The 14,997-nt window shown below is 40.6% G+C and carries 16 protein-coding genes; 12 read left to right on the top strand and 4 right to left on the bottom strand.

The window, feature by feature from the left end; translation table 11 throughout:
- The first annotated feature begins 1,270 nt into the window (after nt 1-1,270).
- Nucleotides 1,271-1,804: a sigma-70 family RNA polymerase sigma factor gene (locus KZ793_RS03430; RefSeq protein WP_225813538.1), complete on the top strand. Its 534-nt coding sequence runs from the start codon at nt 1,271-1,273 to the stop codon at nt 1,802-1,804.
- Between the two features lie 102 nt (nt 1,805-1,906).
- The gene (locus tag KZ793_RS03425) at nt 1,907-2,782 is read left to right on the top strand and encodes a glycerophosphodiester phosphodiesterase family protein (protein ID WP_225813536.1); all 876 of its coding nucleotides are present in this window, start codon (nt 1,907-1,909) and stop codon (nt 2,780-2,782) included.
- Nucleotides 2,783-2,931: 149 nt separating this feature from the next.
- Here the strand turns inward: KZ793_RS03425 and KZ793_RS03420 are convergent, their stop codons facing one another.
- The gene (locus tag KZ793_RS03420) at nt 2,932-4,857 is read right to left on the bottom strand and encodes a sigma 54-interacting transcriptional regulator (protein WP_225813534.1); all 1,926 of its coding nucleotides are present in this window, start codon (nt 4,855-4,857) and stop codon (nt 2,932-2,934) included.
- Nucleotides 4,858-5,095: 238 nt separating this feature from the next.
- On the opposite strand from KZ793_RS03420, the gene KZ793_RS03415 reads away from it, so the two are divergent.
- The 7 genes from KZ793_RS03415 to KZ793_RS03385 are packed head-to-tail and all read left to right on the top strand — an operon-like array spanning nt 5,096 to nt 10,973.
- Nucleotides 5,096-5,578, top strand: a complete 483-nt coding sequence (locus KZ793_RS03415; protein ID WP_225813532.1) for an MSMEG_0572/Sll0783 family nitrogen starvation response protein — start codon at nt 5,096-5,098, stop codon at nt 5,576-5,578.
- Nucleotides 5,579-5,607: 29 nt separating this feature from the next.
- Complete coding sequence (locus KZ793_RS03410) at nt 5,608-6,615, top strand: Nit6803 family nitrilase (RefSeq protein WP_225813531.1); 1,008 nt, start codon at nt 5,608-5,610, stop codon at nt 6,613-6,615.
- Between the two features lie 22 nt (nt 6,616-6,637).
- On the top strand, nt 6,638-7,717 hold the full coding sequence (locus tag KZ793_RS03405; RefSeq protein WP_225813530.1) for an MSMEG_0568 family radical SAM protein: 1,080 nt from the start codon (nt 6,638-6,640) through the stop codon (nt 7,715-7,717).
- 12 nt (nt 7,718-7,729) lie between these two features.
- Nucleotides 7,730-8,293: an MSMEG_0567/Sll0786 family nitrogen starvation N-acetyltransferase gene (locus tag KZ793_RS03400; protein WP_225813529.1), complete on the top strand. Its 564-nt coding sequence runs from the start codon at nt 7,730-7,732 to the stop codon at nt 8,291-8,293.
- Entirely contained in the window at nt 8,290-9,345 is a 1,056-nt protein-coding gene (locus tag KZ793_RS03395) for a sll0787 family AIR synthase-like protein (protein ID WP_225813528.1), read from the top strand. Before KZ793_RS03400 ends, KZ793_RS03395 begins: the two co-directional genes overlap by 4 nt.
- A complete protein-coding gene (locus tag KZ793_RS03390) occupies nt 9,333-9,623 on the top strand; it encodes an MSMEG_0570 family nitrogen starvation response protein (protein ID WP_036850058.1) in 291 nt (96 codons plus the stop codon). Before KZ793_RS03395 ends, KZ793_RS03390 begins: the two co-directional genes overlap by 13 nt.
- Before the next feature lie 12 nt (nt 9,624-9,635).
- Complete coding sequence (locus KZ793_RS03385; protein ID WP_225813527.1) at nt 9,636-10,973, top strand: MSMEG_0569 family flavin-dependent oxidoreductase; 1,338 nt, start codon at nt 9,636-9,638, stop codon at nt 10,971-10,973.
- Nucleotides 10,974-11,283: 310 nt separating this feature from the next.
- On the opposite strand, the gene KZ793_RS03380 is transcribed toward KZ793_RS03385, so the two are convergent.
- Nucleotides 11,284-11,508 carry an antitoxin gene (locus KZ793_RS03380; RefSeq protein WP_225813521.1) on the bottom strand — a complete coding sequence of 75 codons (225 nt, stop codon included), beginning with the start codon at nt 11,506-11,508 and terminating at the stop codon, nt 11,284-11,286.
- Between the two features lie 731 nt (nt 11,509-12,239).
- Here KZ793_RS03380 and KZ793_RS03375 point away from each other — a divergent pair.
- Genes KZ793_RS03375 through KZ793_RS03365 form a run of 3 tightly spaced genes read left to right on the top strand, consistent with a single transcriptional unit; the run spans nt 12,240 to nt 13,460 of the window.
- On the top strand, nt 12,240-12,866 hold the full coding sequence (locus tag KZ793_RS03375) for a hypothetical protein (RefSeq protein WP_225813520.1): 627 nt from the start codon (nt 12,240-12,242) through the stop codon (nt 12,864-12,866).
- A 20-nt stretch (nt 12,867-12,886) separates the two neighbouring features.
- Nucleotides 12,887-13,069, top strand: a complete 183-nt coding sequence (locus tag KZ793_RS03370; protein ID WP_225813519.1) for a hypothetical protein — start codon at nt 12,887-12,889, stop codon at nt 13,067-13,069.
- Nucleotides 13,059-13,460 carry a DUF1240 domain-containing protein gene (locus tag KZ793_RS03365; RefSeq protein WP_225813518.1) on the top strand — a complete coding sequence of 134 codons (402 nt, stop codon included), beginning with the start codon at nt 13,059-13,061 and terminating at the stop codon, nt 13,458-13,460. Before KZ793_RS03370 ends, KZ793_RS03365 begins: the two co-directional genes overlap by 11 nt.
- 251 nt (nt 13,461-13,711) lie before the next feature.
- Here the strand turns inward: KZ793_RS03365 and nqrM are convergent, their stop codons facing one another.
- Both nqrM and KZ793_RS03355 read right to left on the bottom strand, forming a co-directional pair.
- Complete coding sequence (nqrM, locus tag KZ793_RS03360) at nt 13,712-13,939, bottom strand: (Na+)-NQR maturation NqrM (RefSeq protein ID WP_225813517.1); 228 nt, start codon at nt 13,937-13,939, stop codon at nt 13,712-13,714.
- 13 nt (nt 13,940-13,952) lie between these two features.
- Nucleotides 13,953-14,981, bottom strand: coding sequence for an FAD:protein FMN transferase (locus tag KZ793_RS03355; protein ID WP_225813516.1), 1,029 nt, complete (start codon nt 14,979-14,981; stop codon nt 13,953-13,955).
- Between the last annotated feature and the right edge of the window lie 16 nt (nt 14,982-14,997).

Genomic DNA, 14,997 nt, shown 5'->3' with positions numbered 1-14,997 from the left:
GCCTTCAGTGAACCGACAACGTGCTTGATTGTCCATCTTTCTTTTGTCTTATATAGGAATGCCGAACATAGCAACAACATTGATAATCCTGATTAAACAGATTCAGGGGGTACTCCCTGCTCTGTCATCAATAAATTTATACAATCAATAATACTGTCCGTTTAATATTCAGACAAAAAGATATAACAAAAAATCGGCTATGTCTTGATTGTTAGGTGAATTAATACCCAATTAATTTAATTAAATGCGATACGAATCACAAAAAAATGCCAATAATCGTGCTGAAAATCCGTCTTAATGAGCTAAATCACTACAATTTTATTCAATAAATTTACCTTGCCTGGTTTATAGACCTTGCATTAATCACCAGAGAAGTTTAACTCTGCATTTTTTATGATATTGAAAAAAATTAGCTCTGTTTAAGGATAGTCAGTTCAGAAGCACACAGATTCAAACTCATTTTTTTGGGTGGAATGTGTAGACAATCAAATTTAAATAGCAACTAATTAACCAGCACCCTTCGGTTTTTCATCAATTGCTGGCGAACCCGTTCTGTTGCTCTAACGTCTTCTCCAGTCCATAACTCATACCCGGACGGCTATCTGCTTCCACAATGGCATTTAGATTTAAAACCAGAAAGAGTAAAGGATATGCTAATGGTATTAAATCAAAGCCCATTTCTTTAATAGTTTTTAATACTGTTAAATATTTTTATCCTTTTTTGCTGCTAATCAGGTTTAATCAAAAGACTTATCGGCTTTTTTTAACAATTATCTTTGATTTTTCGAAAGCCTCTTGTAATCATGCAAAAATGTAAAATCTTTTTTGAGAAAACTTTTTAATGCGGCTAATCCTGTTAAATGTTTTTATATAATATTCCTGTTATTTGGTTAACCCAGTTATTTTGTCACCTTATTAATCAATTTAAAACCCATTTTTCCTAGTGTTTTCTCTTTCAATACCAGTATAACATCAAGTTTTTTACCCGCTTTAAAAAAGCTTTAATCATTGATTTTCACCTTTAATAATTAAAGTTTTATCTGTTTTTTCATCGCAAACTTACGCTTTTTTCCCGATTTTAAAACCACATTGACAGCTAAAAAATGGCTTTCCTTAACACTTGTTTTATCATTGATGAAAACTCAGCAATGATAATCGAAACTCTAAAAGTCAGTAATCTAAGAACCTCACGTGATGACAATCACTTGACAGCCAATGCTTACATTAAAATAATAATCATTATCATTTTCCCAATCTATTGAAAATCATAATGGCAGTACAGAAAGCCATGCCTAAAATTAATAGTTCTGAAATTAATAGTTCTGCGCAACAATTTTACTTTGAGCATCACGGCTGGTTATATAACTGGCTACGCCATAAAGTCCCTTGCCCCTGCCATGCAGAAGATCTCACTCAGGACACTTTCCTGAACGTTCTATCAAGTTCAAATTTGTCAGACATCCGCCAACCACGGCCTTTTCTGGCGACCGTGGCCCGCTGTCTGGTTGCCAACTATTACCGTCGAAGAAAGACCGAGGAGAGCTATTTGGAATATATAAACTCCACACCAGAAATGACCATGCCTTCTGCCGAAAACAGAATCGCCACATTTGAGCAGCTTGAAGAACTTGATATCACTCTGGATAAATTGCCAGTCCAGGTAAAAAGAGCTTTTTTGCTGGCACAGCTACAAGGTCTGCGTTATAGCGAAATAGCTGATCAACTTCAGGTTTCTTCTAGTTCAGTAAAACAATATTTGCAACGAGCACATAGCAAATGTAAAAAAATTCAAATTCTCACTTAAAATTCAAAAAACCGTGTTACATTCAAAATTGATTTCATTACGAAATCATTAATAAAGTTAATTATTTTAATTTAACTATAATTGGATATTATGGAGAAAATGATGCGACACGGAATTACCGCTACAATCCTACTTTGCTGCTCTGCCAGCGCTTTCGCAACAACACCACAAATTATCGCTCATCGTGCTGGTACAGGTGATGCACCTGAAAATACCGAGTACGCAATTTCTAAGTCCTTAGAGAACAAAGCCGATGCTATTTGGATCACTGTTCAGCTTTCAAAGGACGGTATTCCAGTACTCTATCGTCCCTCAGACCTAAATAGCTTGACCAATAAAAGTGGACTCGTTTCTGGTTATAAAGCAAGTCAGTTGGCTAAATTTGATGCCGGTTACAAATTTGGCTCTGATGGTCATCATCCATTCCGTAATAAAGGGTTAGGTATTCCAATACTGGAACAAGTCTTAAAAAAATATCCAGATACTTTCTTCTATATTGATCTGAAATCACCGGATGCAGATCCAACACAGCAAGCCAAAACACTAGAAAAAGTACTGACCAAACAAAAAGCGCTTGCCCGTACCCGTTTCTATTCCACTAACGAAACTTACCTTAACGCATTACCAGCAACAATTCAGCGTTTTGAAAGCCGTGATAAAACCCGCACCATGCTGGCAAATATCACAATGGCTCACCAATGTGATATCCCTGCCAATACCGACACCGCTCGCTGGTATGGTTTGGAAATGCGCCGTAACGTAGAAGTTGTTGAGAAATATACTCTTGGTGAAGCACGCTCTAAATCAGTATTATCATGGGATAAGGAAGCAATGGAGTGTTTCCGTGCTAAGGGTGGTTCTAACATCATTTTATTTGGCATTAAAACTGAGGAAGATTTCAAACAAGCTAAAGAGCTTGGTGCCGATGGTGTGCTGGTGGATTCTCCCAAGCTGTTCAGTACCTTTAAAACAAAATAAGAATTGGCGGTTCCCAGAAAGAAACGTCTCCAGTCATTATTTTGAAGGAACACTTTGCCCTATCAGATAAAACCCTATATAGACAGAACCCGCAATTTTTTGCGGGTTTTTGCTGCTGAGGTGCATTTTCCAAACTCAAGATAAGATTTTTAATAATCAATTCGCAATTTCTTTAAGCGTGAGATCAATGTCGTTGGGTTCATTCCCAACAATTTTGCTGCACCGTCATCACCAAAAATTTTTCCTTTGCATTGTTTAACAGCAAGAGAGAAATTTTTAATTTCCAACTCTTTCAGTTGCTGCATGGTCAGCACGACTTCAATTTGTTGAAGTTTATTGTGAATATCCTGATGCGTAGTTTCATTTTGCTGTTGATCTTGCTCTAGCAAATATTTAAAGGAAACAGCGCCTTGTTTTGCTGTAATGAGTGCGCGTTCAATGACATTTTGCAACTCACGAATATTGCCAGGCCAGTCATATTGCTGTAGTCCCAAAATATGCTTTTGTGAAAATGGTAGATAATTCATTTTACGCTTGTCACAAATCGACTTAGTAAAATGCGTAACCAAAAGTGGAATATCTTCTTTACGGTCACGTAAAGCCGGTGCATAAATCGGGAATACATTTAAACGGAAATACAGATCTTCACGAAAGCGCTTGTGTTTAACTTCTTCTTTTAAATTGCGGTTGGTAGCAGCAATAATCCGCACATTCACATGTCGCGTTTTTTCTTCGCCGACCCGCTCAAAGGTTCCTTCCTGCAATACACGCAGCAGTTTACTTTGTAGCTCGATAGGAATTTCGCCAATTTCATCTAAAAACAGTGTGCCCTGATCTGCCAATTCAAAACGTCCGGCACGGTCACGCACAGCCCCAGTAAATGCACCTTTGACATGTCCGAAAAATTCACTTTCAAACAGTTCCGAAGGAATGGCAGCACAATTGACTCGAATAAGTGGTTGCTGTTTACGGTGACTGGATTGGTGAATGGCACGGGCAATCAGTTCTTTGCCTGTACCTGATTCACCATAAATCATCACGTTGGCATCAGTTGAGGCGACCACCTCGATTTTTTCAATAATCTGTAAAATGGATGCACTGCTGCCAATAATTTCATGATATTGATTTTCTTGTAAAATTTCTTCTTGCAGATATTCATTTTGCTGTTCCAGGCGGCTTTTTAAATCTTGCAGTTCTTCAAGGGCATGGGTCAGTTGTTTTTCAGTATTCAGCCGATCGGTAATATCGCGGAACACCACCACCGCGCCAATAATTTCACTGTCACAAATCACTGGGGTACTGGTAAATTCCACCGGAAAGCAACTGCCATCACGGCGCCAAAAAGTTTCCTGAATACCTTCATGTACAATACCATCATGTACCGCCGCATAAATCGGGCACTCTTCTTCAGGATAGGGTTCACCATTTTCATGGGTATGGTGATGAATCTCATGGATATTGTTACCCAGTGTATCTTCAAGTTGCAGTCCCAACATTTTAGCCCCGACAGGGTTAATAAAGGTACATAAGCCTTGTTTGTTAATACTGTAAATACCGTCACCGACTGAACTCAGTAATAAATGCTTGCCTGTGTCGGAGTCAATAAACAGTTCTTGCAAGGCTTGCGACTCTTTTAAACCTGTACCAATGACTTTATCAGCATTTGTATTGAATTGACGCAGCTCTAAATCTTTGACATCCACCAGCGACCATATCAGCAACGTTTTGTTTTTATAGGGCAATGAAATGGAAGTAATATCCAACTGGATTTTTTCACCATTTTTATCAAAGATATACAACTCATTGTTCCAGGCCCAACCTTTTGCCAAAGCGCCTTCGGTAAATGCCATAAGATATGGCAGTTGTCTGAAATGACCAAAAATGGAAGTCACCGTTTTTTGAATAATTTCATGACGTTCATAGCGTAATAGTTGGGTGGCACTGATATTCACATCAATAAACTGGTTTTGATGTGGGTCTAGCACAATTAATGCCTGTGACGTGTGTTCAAATACCAACGGGCGAATCGAGTCTTCAGAAACTACCCAGTCCGAGATAAAGTCAGTTGTATTCATACTATGAATTTTCATAATTTAAGTTATGGAATTTCATAATACTACGAAAAATCGTAACTTCCCAGCAGTTCAATTTATCTCCAAAAAAATATTTTTATAAAAATTAAATGTTATTTTTCAATTTGATAGTAATTAACCTCCGCCCAAAAGTATAACTTGGCACAGCTCTCGCATTAATACAGTCAGACTAGACTACATGTTGGTTCATTCCCAAATAACATTGAACTAGGAGGCTGCTATGCCAAACATTGATATCGAACAATATAAAGATGGCGATTTTCTCGTTGATTATGAAGAAAAAGTATTTGAGGACGTCAAAGCCCTGCCGGGTGAAAAAGCATTGGTGACTTTCCATACCGTTGCATTTGAGGGATCAATTGGATTGATCAATGTGTTACAGGCAAAGCGTTTATTGCGTAAAGGCTTTGAAACCAAAATCTTGCTTTACGGCCCAGGCGTGCAGTTGGGTGTACAACGTGGTTTTCCAACTTTAGGGGCAGAAGCTTTTCCGGGTCATCTGGCCGTCAATAATCAGTTGAAAGCCTTTATGGAAGAAGGTGGCGAAGTCTATGCCTGCCGTTTTGCGTTGCAAGCGATGTATGGTCAAACCGAAAAAGCGCTTATTCCGGGAATTCGCCCAATTAACCCACTGGATGTAATGGATTTAAAACTGCTGATGCGTCGTGACAATGCCTTAATCATTGACACTTGGACTGTCTAAGTAAACATAAACCATGAGGGGATAAGGTTATGAACCGAATAATTAAAGCTGCCGCAGTACAATGTAGCCCAGTGCTTTATAGTCAAGCCGCAACGGTAAAAAAAATCTGTGACATTATTTTAGAGCTTGGAAAACAAGGAGTGCAATTTGCAGTCTTTCCTGAAACCGTCGTGCCTTATTACCCTTATTTTTCCTTCGTACAACCGCCATTCGCCATGGGTAAAGAACATTTAAAGCTGTTGAATGAATCGGTGGTTGTACCTTCCGAAGTAACCTTAGCAATTGGTCAAGCCTGTCTTGAGGCCAGCATGGTGGTGTCGATTGGCATTAATGAACGTGCGGGCAGTACGATTTATAACGCCCAACTGTTATTTGATGCCGACGGTTCAATCATTCAGCATCGCCGCAAAATTACCCCAACTTACCATGAACGCATGGTGTGGGGACAAGGTGATGGCAGTGGTTTACGTGCCATTAATTCTGCGGTGGGACGTATTGGTTCGCTGGCATGTTGGGAACATTACAACCCGTTGGCACGTTTTTCTTTGATGGCAGATGGTGAGCAAATTCATGCTTCCATGTTTCCTGGTTCGTTGGTAGGACAAGTCTTTGCCGATCAAATCAACGCAACCATTCAACACCATGCTTTAGAATCTGGCTGTTTTGTGGTCAATGCCACCGCATGGCTGCATCCCGAACAGCAACAGCAAATTATGCAGGATACTGGCTGTGATATCGGTCCAATTTCAGGAGGATGTTTTACCGCCATTGTTTCTCCCGAAGGCAAGTTCCTGGCCGAACCGATCACGCAAGGTGAAGGTTATTGCATTGCCGATCTGGACTTCAACCTGATTGATAAACGCAAACGCATGATGGATTCGATTGGACATTACAGCCGTCCTGAATTACTCAGCTTATTGATTGATCGTCGTCCAACACAGGTATTACACGAACTGAAAGTTGAAACATCCGATCAAAGTCATCCCGAAAAGCACTCAAAATCCAATGAAGAACATGTCGAAACCGTCTTGATGTAAACCCAATCGATAGGGGGTAAAGATGTCTGCAATACAACTATTGACCGATTTGCAGTGTAATGGTCTGAAATGGGAAGGCAAGTTTGGTTTGTCGCGTAAAGGTGGCGCAGGGCCAAGCGATCATAAAGCGTTGAGCCTTGACGGGCAGACTATGATGATTCCGGTGCTGAACCTTGCAGCACAAGATTCTCCCTATACCGCAAAACCTGAACCGCACTCTGACAAGGTGATTGTCTTTAAAAACCGGATTCCAGTGGCGACCTTAACCGCACCTGCACGACCTCGTTTTTATGATTTAAAAACTGCCGAAGGCATTGCCTATGAACAAATTGCGACCTTACATAGCCATGATGTATTGGCAACAACGGTGTTACAGCATTGCATTCGTATGAAGGATAAGGCAACTGCCTGCCAATTTTGCTCGATTGATCAGTCTTTGAAAGAAGGTCGAACCTTGATCCGTAAACGCCCGGAACAATTGGCAGAAGTCGCGAAAGCCGCCGTTGAATTGGATGGCGTCAAGCAAATGGTGATCACCACCGGTACGCCAAATACGGGAGATCGTGGGGCAAAAATTTTATATGATTCCGTTAACGCGATTAAGGCGCAAGTAGATTTGCCGATACAGGTACAGTGCGAACCACCCGATGATTTTGCCTGGTTTCAACGTTTAAAAGATGCAGGAGCTGTGTCGATTGGGATGCACCTTGAGGCAGTGAGCGAGCGTATACGGCAGAAAATTATGCCGGGCAAAGCCGAAGTCTCGTTGGAAAAATATTTTGCGGCATTTGAGGCAGCCGTTGCGGTGTTCGGTCGGGGACAGGTCAGTACCTACATTTTGGCCGGTTTGGGCGACACCGAACTGGAAATCGTGGAGATGACCGCCAAACTGACGGAAATGGGGGTGTATCCATTTGTGGTGCCGTTTGTGCCGATTCAAGGTACACCATTAGAGCATCATCCTAAACCTGATCACGCTTTTATGCAGTCGCTTTATCCGAAAATTGGACAGCAACTTAAACAACATGGATTGCACTCGGAAAATACTCAAGCAGGCTGTGCCAAATGTGGCGCTTGCTCTTCGCTGAAAGCGTATGAATAAGGAGAATGTGATATGGAACTTTCTCACTATCCTTGGCTGCTTAAGCTAAATGACGGGCTGAAACCATTTCTTAGCGATGACATTGCTATCAAAATTGTGTCGGAAGATTGGGAGCGTCGCCAATATTATCGTCTGCGTGAAGTAACCTTTCGCGATGAACAAAAAATCTTGAAAGAAGATCGTGACGAGCACGATGTTGAAGCATTAGGCATTGTTGCCATTGGGAAAATGTTTGGTGAGCATGACCGGGTGATTGGTGCAGTGCGGATTTTCCCTGATGGCGAACAGACATGGTATGGCGGGCGTTTATGCGTAGAGCCTTTATATCGACGTCACCATATTATTGGTAAAGCATTAATCAATACCGCAGTATCAACCGCCAAGAACTTGGGATGCCGTACCTTTTTAGCCACCGTGCAAAGTCAAAATGAACGCTATTTTCAAAGGTTATGTTGGGATAGTTTGCGTCAGTTGACCGTTGCCAACATTCCACATGTGTTGATGCAGGCACAGATTGAAAACTATCCGTTACAGCATATCCCGATGCAAGCCTATATGCAGAAGGAGACGCGATGATGGAACTCAATCAACTACTCGAAATGTTAAAACAGACACCCGCTATGCAATCCAAGCAGGCGATTGCTCACACGGTTTCAGTCAATACAACTTGCCATGTGGATTCATTGGATAGCTTATATGCCTATCCCGGAGATGACACGGCGGCACTGCCGCTAAATGGTCAATATGTATTGCACGCCTGTGAAGGCATGCTACCCAGTTTTGTGACCAATCACCCTTATTTTGCCGGATGGTCAGCGGTGATGGCGAACATGAGTGATATTGCAGCCATGGGTGGCCGGGCGTTGTCCGTGGTGAACAGCTTTTGGCATACCAGTAGCGAACATGCCCAGTTGTTAATGCAAGGTATGCAGGATGCTTGTCGTGCTTATGATGTACCATTGGTCGGTGGGCATACCAATCTTGCCGTCGTTTATCAGCCCACTTTATCCGTTGCGATTCAAGGCATAGCGCAAAAACTGCTCTCGGTGTTGCATGTCAAACCACAACAAAAAATTCTGATTGCGTTAAATCTGCAAGGGCAATTCCACACCAATACCACTTATTGGAAATGCTTTGAACGGGTGCCTGACCACATTTTACAGTCACAAATTGCCTTATTGCCGCAATTGGCAGAGGCAAATCGGGTTCATGCCGCCCGTGATATTAGCAATGCCGGCATTTTAGGCAGTTTGTTGATGCTGCTCGAAGCTACAGCATCGGGGGCACATATCAACTTAGATGCCATTCCTAAACCTGACGATGTGGACTGGTTTAAATGGCTACAAATTTTCCCCAGTTTTGGTTTTTTACTGACTGCCGATGCAAATAAATGTGAAGAAATTATCGAGCTGTTTCACAGCCAAGGCATTGCCTGCGCGGTGATTGGTGAAACCAATGTCAGTGGTGAGGTTGCCGTGCAGCAACAGCAGCAGTACGACATATTTTGGGATTTTAACAGCCAAATGTTTACCGGTTTTTGTTATGTCGACGTTTTAACAAAGTTACAGACTCAATCCATGCAGATTGAGGCTAAAAATCAGCAGGAGTCGATGTTATGCCCAGTGTGAATTTTACCGTGAAATGGCCTGATGGGGAGCTGATTCAATATTACTCACCCTCAACGGTGATTTATGAATATCTGTCCATTGGTCAACGTTACCCAAGTACGCAGTTCTTACATCAGGTTGAAAATGGCCTGAATGCCGCATCGGAAAGGGTACAGGCACGTTATGGCTTTGTCTGTAGTTCGGCCATGGATACTCTGGCAATGATCAAACGCCAAGCCAAATTCTTTGGGCCAAGCCCGGAAGATCAAATTGAAGTTATTGAAATGACGAATCAATGAGAGGGATGTTCCATGTTAAATATCCAAAATCAAATGTTACAGCCACATTATGATGTGGTGATTATTGGTGGTGGTCAGGCTGGCTTATGTATCAGTCACTATTTACAAAAAGCAGGCATTGACCATGTAGTATTGGAAAAAGAATCTGAGTTGACCCATAGCTGGCGCCGTAAACGTTGGGATAATTTTACCTTGGTGACACCGAATTGGCAGTGTCTATTACCTGAACATCCCTATCAGGGAAAAGATCCTGACGGCTTTATGACTAAGCCTGAGATTGTGGAGTATCTTGACGAATTTATTGAAAAAATTAATCCTCCTGCCATTTTAAATATTCAGGTAGAACATGTGAAAAAAGTGGCAGCACATGAGTTTGTCATTAAAACCAATCACGGTACCACTACAGCCAAACAGCTTGTCGTTGCCGCAGGTGGGTATCACACTCCGATTTATCCAAAACTAAGCGATGCCTTGCCTAAGCATGTGAAAGTGATGCATTCGGAAGAGTATTTAAATGCAGATCAACTGCCTGAAGGAGCGGTGTTGGTGGTTGGATCAGGGCAGTCCGGTGCACAGATTGCCGAAGATTTACATCTGGCAGGCAAAAAAGTCTATTTATCGACGGGCAATGCACCACGTTGCGCTCGCTTCTATCGCGGTAAAGATGTGGTGAAATGGCTGTTTGATATGGGTTATTACGAAACTACTGTCAACAATCATCGTTATAGTGAAGAAGTACGTAACAGCACCAACCACTATGTCACAGGGCGTGATGGTGGGCGTGATATTGACCTGCGTAAATTTGCCTTAGAAGGTATGCAACTGTTCGGACATTTTGATGACTTTAAAGAAGGTCAATTCTGGTTTAGTCCAAATTTATCAGAAAACCTGGACCGTGCCGATGCCATTTATAATCGCATTAATGCCTCAATTGATGAGTACTTAGAGAAAAACAGTATTGCAACCGATGAACCTGCGTCGGTGTATCAACCTGTTTGGCAGCCTGAACAAGAAATCACACACATTGATTTAGCAAAAGAAAATATCACTTCCGTGATTTGGTGTATTGGTTTTAGACCAGATTATTCATGGCTTGATTTAGATATTTTTCAAGCCAATGGTTATCCAAAACATGACCGTGGTATTACCATCGATCCGGATGTTACATTTATTGGTTTGCCATGGTTATATACATGGGGTTCTGGGCGTTTTATGGGGATTAATCAGGATGCCGCCTATGTGGTGCAGCATATTAAGCAACAAATAAGTCAGCAAAATATACCTATATTGCCTACTTTAATTAAAGGCGCTAAATCTGAAATCAAAGATAAAAGAATATCTCAAATGTGAAATTCCTAATTTCGCCTGACAGAATATTTTTAAGCTCTTATTTTTTCAATAAGAGCCTGGTTGCAAAAACGGGGGTGACCATAGATTTTATGTTCTCCTGTGGAAGGCCCCCAAAATTTGACGATCAATTTAATTGAGGATCTAAAATATTTATTACTTTAGCTAAAACCTCATCAACGACATTAGGTTCAGCTTATGCCGAAAGAGATAATCAGATAGTAATGTACCCTTTTAAACTCTCTGCCGCTAACGGGATCGCCGTTAGCATGCCAGATTTCACCCTTGCTTGGGACATTCCTTCTACGAATTATTAAATCACCTCATTACCAACAGGATGAGAATTTAGATAGTCGGCTGTTGCTTCGTTGAAAGTTCGCACTTCTGTTTCATCAATGCCCTGCAACAATTCAGAGAGAGACTTCCTGCCTCTGGCAATGCTACCCGCTGATTTGATACTTATTCCGTCGCCTGACGATTTTACATCCAATTTTATGCCTACTGCCCCACCCTGTTGGCGTAAACCTGTTATTAACATAATAACCTCCAATCAATGCGTAACTTTATCTCATATATTGATTATCATCATGTAGTTTCACAAAGTCACAATTTTTGCTTTAAATAAGGGTCACAGCAGAATTAGGATAGAGTCGAAGTGTATCGCGGTAATTTTAGGTTCAACATATCCATAAACATGAGGATTTTATTTACCTGTTAGAGTTAATAGTTTCACTTATTGGAGATGGTTGGGATAACAGAATTTAAAGCATTTGTTTTTTCATTTCCACACTTATATTAATCCCCATCTTGTCAGGTTAAATCAGACTTGGGTATGGGGCTCCATTCTGTTACTCAGTTTTAAACATTATAAAAATCCGAACCTTTAAAGGGCTTGAGTCTATGGTGTTATCCCATCAGAGATGATTTTAGCCATTATGATGCAGGAATATAACGGCTGACACATTGCGCTTATCCAACATTTTGCTATTATGCAACCGATGTGGCTTTTTTTTACACAATGATGTTATACTCAAATTGGAAACTCCGTCCGTTAAATACCGATGTGACGATTTTTGATTTTAAGAATATTAAAGGAGACTTCACGATGACATATATACCCTATGGATTTCAAGATGCATCGCGACGGCAAGGGAGTGAATCCCTGGGAGCATAGCTAACTATGTGACCGGGGTGAGCGAGTGCAGCCAACAAAGAGGCAACTTGAAAGATAACGGGAATAAAAGATACAGGCCCTCTTGGGAAGGCTATATGGGGGATTTTCTAAGAGATCATGTTGGGATTAATCAGTTAAAATCTGAACACCAGTCCTTTGATGCTATTGGCCTTGAGAAACAATTAAACGATAATACAACGCATATTGCGCTACTATCCTTAGAGGAAGCGAAAAATGTTTTAGAGGATATTGATTCTCCACAACCAAAAAGCCCATTTATAAAGAAAGTGTTTTCGATTTCCGATCCTATATCGCCCTATGCAGGTAATATACGTGACTCTTTTGACTTTGTAAACGTAGTAGGAGAATTTAAAAGAATAGGAATTAAAGCCACAGAGTATGTTGGTAAAAATGGGCAAAGATATATTAAAATCTCAGGTCATGCGGGGCTTAGAAAAATCATCACCTCTTCAAGATACAGCGCTTCTAACATGAAGATGATATCTATGGGGATAGGGCAGCAGGGAATAAATAGTGGCATAGTTAAGGGAATTAAATTCAACATATTATTTTCCTCAGCTTATCGAGCTGTTGAATACATCTTTAAGGATGAATACACACTGGCTGATTTCTTAGGCAATATTGCAGTAGATCTGGCTAAGGCGGCAGTAGGGGCTTTTGCTTCTTGGGTTGTAGGACTGTCCTTTCAGTTTTCTTTGTAACAGGTGGTAGTGTAATTGCTGTGGCTGGTATTATGCTTGCTATAGGTGTTGCAACGGTATCTATACTTGATTCATTAGATAAAAAATTTAAAATTAGTGAAACTGTGATTAATTTGATCAAAAAAGAAATAGAAAGAAAACCAAGAACGCCAGAAGCTAATTTCAATCAATTTCTTCATAACTGGGGGAATCATGGTAAATAAAAAAAAGATTATACATATCATCGGTGCTTTTGCTATTTTTATTTTAGCGCTATCTGGTTTATTTTTAACTGGGGGAAATTTAATTTCCTTAATTAAAATGGAAGATAAAATAACATTCTCAGGTCATGTTTTTTTACTGTTTTTTTCTTTTCCTCTACTTTCATATAGCATGATTTTTGTTATTTTCTTTAATATAACTAGCCGTTGTCCAAAATATCATGATAATTTTATTAACTGTTTTGGAATGATAACTGTCATCTCATTTTTTTCGAGTTTTCCAATATCTTTTTATGTGGATTATAAATTAAAAAGTGAGAATTATTTAGTATGTGAAAGAATATCCTGGATGTCGCCTAATACCTATGTAAAAGATATTAAGTTATGTGATTAATATTATTATTTTAATTTCTTCATAACTAGGGAATTATGGTAAATAAAAGAAGAACCTGCACATACCAGATTAAACTTGCTTTATACTGTTTTAATCGGTCTGGTTTACGAAATGTGGCCTGATACTAAAATCAATGGCAGCAACCTGACAACCCTTTGGACTATTTGCTATCCATCTCCCCCCCTAATACTAAAAATTCGCTTTACTCTCAATTAGTATTCAGGAAGGAGAATTCCGCAGATTTGTTAAACTCAGATAATCCGATGTTTCTCTAATTGAACCTGCCGCGCAGCCTCACGCGCCATACGTCTCTTACGGGCATCACAGGGTTCTGGACAATCACATACTTTATCCACACCAATGCTGCTTAAACCACCACAGCTTCCTTGTATGCTCTTACGTTTAACCATATAACCTAACGACATTCCCGCAAAAGCCAGCAGGAAAAAGACGAAGGCTGCAATAAATATTTTCAGCACTTCCTTCCCCTTCTCATTGATTTTTCTGTAGGTATGGCTCAAAGGCTTTACTGTAACGCTCTTCAAAACCATTTTTCGTTTTTATAACCATAAAAACCGGGATATTCAGATTTTCTGCCACTTCCATCCCTTTTTCCGGCCCTAAAACATTCAGTCCAGTAGAAAGCCCATCAGCACTCATACAAACTGGGGCAATCACCGTAATAGAGACCAAGTTATGAGAAATAGGGTTCCCCGTTTTTGGGTCAATCGTATGTGAATAGCGTACACCATCTTGTTCAAAGTAATTACGGTAATCACCAGAAGTCGCTATCGACATATTCCCAGGCATTATCACTTCCTGAGCACTTTGTGCCATTCCGGTGTCAGATGGCTTTTCAATCGCAATCCGCCACGGCAGATCTTTACCATTATGGCCTGATGTACGGACTTCACCGCCAATATCAACCATATAATCCTTGATATTCTGTGATTCCAGATATTCAGCAACAACATCCACTCCATAACCTTTAGCAATAGATGACAAATCGACATACAGCTCCGGAACAATTTTAATCAGGTTATTGCCTTCTACTACCAGTTTTTCAATCCCAGTCCATTCACGGCGTTTTTCCAGTTCACTTGCAGAAGGTGCTTTCGTCACGTGCCCCTCAGGACCAAACCCCCATAAATTAACCAATGGGCCAACCGTCACATCCAACGCCCCATCCGTCAATTTATTAATGTAGATCGCTTCCTTAACCACGTTGGCTGCCGCGGGTGATACCGGGAATGGCTTATTAATTTCACGACTTTGATTAAAACGACTCAATTCAGAATCAGGACGATAAGTTGACATCTGGTCGTTAACCTCTTCCAGCAGACGATCAATCTCTTTTTGCAAAATTTCTGGCGAGAGGGCCGACGAACCAGTGACAAATTTAATGGAGTAATAAGTCCCCATCGTTTGCCCATGAATATTTTGCTGCTCCTGACCATCACATGCTGCCAACAACAGCACTGTAAACATTAACGCTATCCAGCTACTTATCTTTTTACGCACAATTCATTACCTTTCT

It is taken from the genome of Photorhabdus antumapuensis, assembly GCF_020387775.1.
Lineage (GTDB): Bacteria > Pseudomonadota > Gammaproteobacteria > Enterobacterales > Enterobacteriaceae > Photorhabdus > Photorhabdus antumapuensis.
This window is presented reverse-complemented; position numbering and strand designations above follow the sequence as displayed.

Coding starts and splice junctions, on each gene's coding strand:
- KZ793_RS03410 (WP_225813531.1), top strand. CDS start 5,608: ATGAACCGAATAATTAAAGCTGCCGCAGTACAATGTAGCCCAGTGCTT.
- KZ793_RS03395 (WP_225813528.1), top strand. CDS start 8,290: ATGATGGAACTCAATCAACTACTCGAAATGTTAAAACAGACACCCGCT.
- KZ793_RS03365 (WP_225813518.1), top strand. CDS start 13,059: ATGGTAAATAAAAAAAAGATTATACATATCATCGGTGCTTTTGCTATT.
- KZ793_RS03390 (WP_036850058.1), top strand. CDS start 9,333: ATGCCCAGTGTGAATTTTACCGTGAAATGGCCTGATGGGGAGCTGATT.
- KZ793_RS03430 (WP_225813538.1), top strand. CDS start 1,271: ATGGCAGTACAGAAAGCCATGCCTAAAATTAATAGTTCTGAAATTAAT.
- KZ793_RS03405 (WP_225813530.1), top strand. CDS start 6,638: ATGTCTGCAATACAACTATTGACCGATTTGCAGTGTAATGGTCTGAAA.
- KZ793_RS03380 (WP_225813521.1), bottom strand. CDS start 11,508: ATGTTAATAACAGGTTTACGCCAACAGGGTGGGGCAGTAGGCATAAAA.
- KZ793_RS03425 (WP_225813536.1), top strand. CDS start 1,907: ATGCGACACGGAATTACCGCTACAATCCTACTTTGCTGCTCTGCCAGC.
- KZ793_RS03420 (WP_225813534.1), bottom strand. CDS start 4,857: ATGAATACAACTGACTTTATCTCGGACTGGGTAGTTTCTGAAGACTCG.
- KZ793_RS03375 (WP_225813520.1), top strand. CDS start 12,240: ATGGGGGATTTTCTAAGAGATCATGTTGGGATTAATCAGTTAAAATCT.
- KZ793_RS03400 (WP_225813529.1), top strand. CDS start 7,730: ATGGAACTTTCTCACTATCCTTGGCTGCTTAAGCTAAATGACGGGCTG.
- KZ793_RS03415 (WP_225813532.1), top strand. CDS start 5,096: ATGCCAAACATTGATATCGAACAATATAAAGATGGCGATTTTCTCGTT.
- KZ793_RS03385 (WP_225813527.1), top strand. CDS start 9,636: ATGTTAAATATCCAAAATCAAATGTTACAGCCACATTATGATGTGGTG.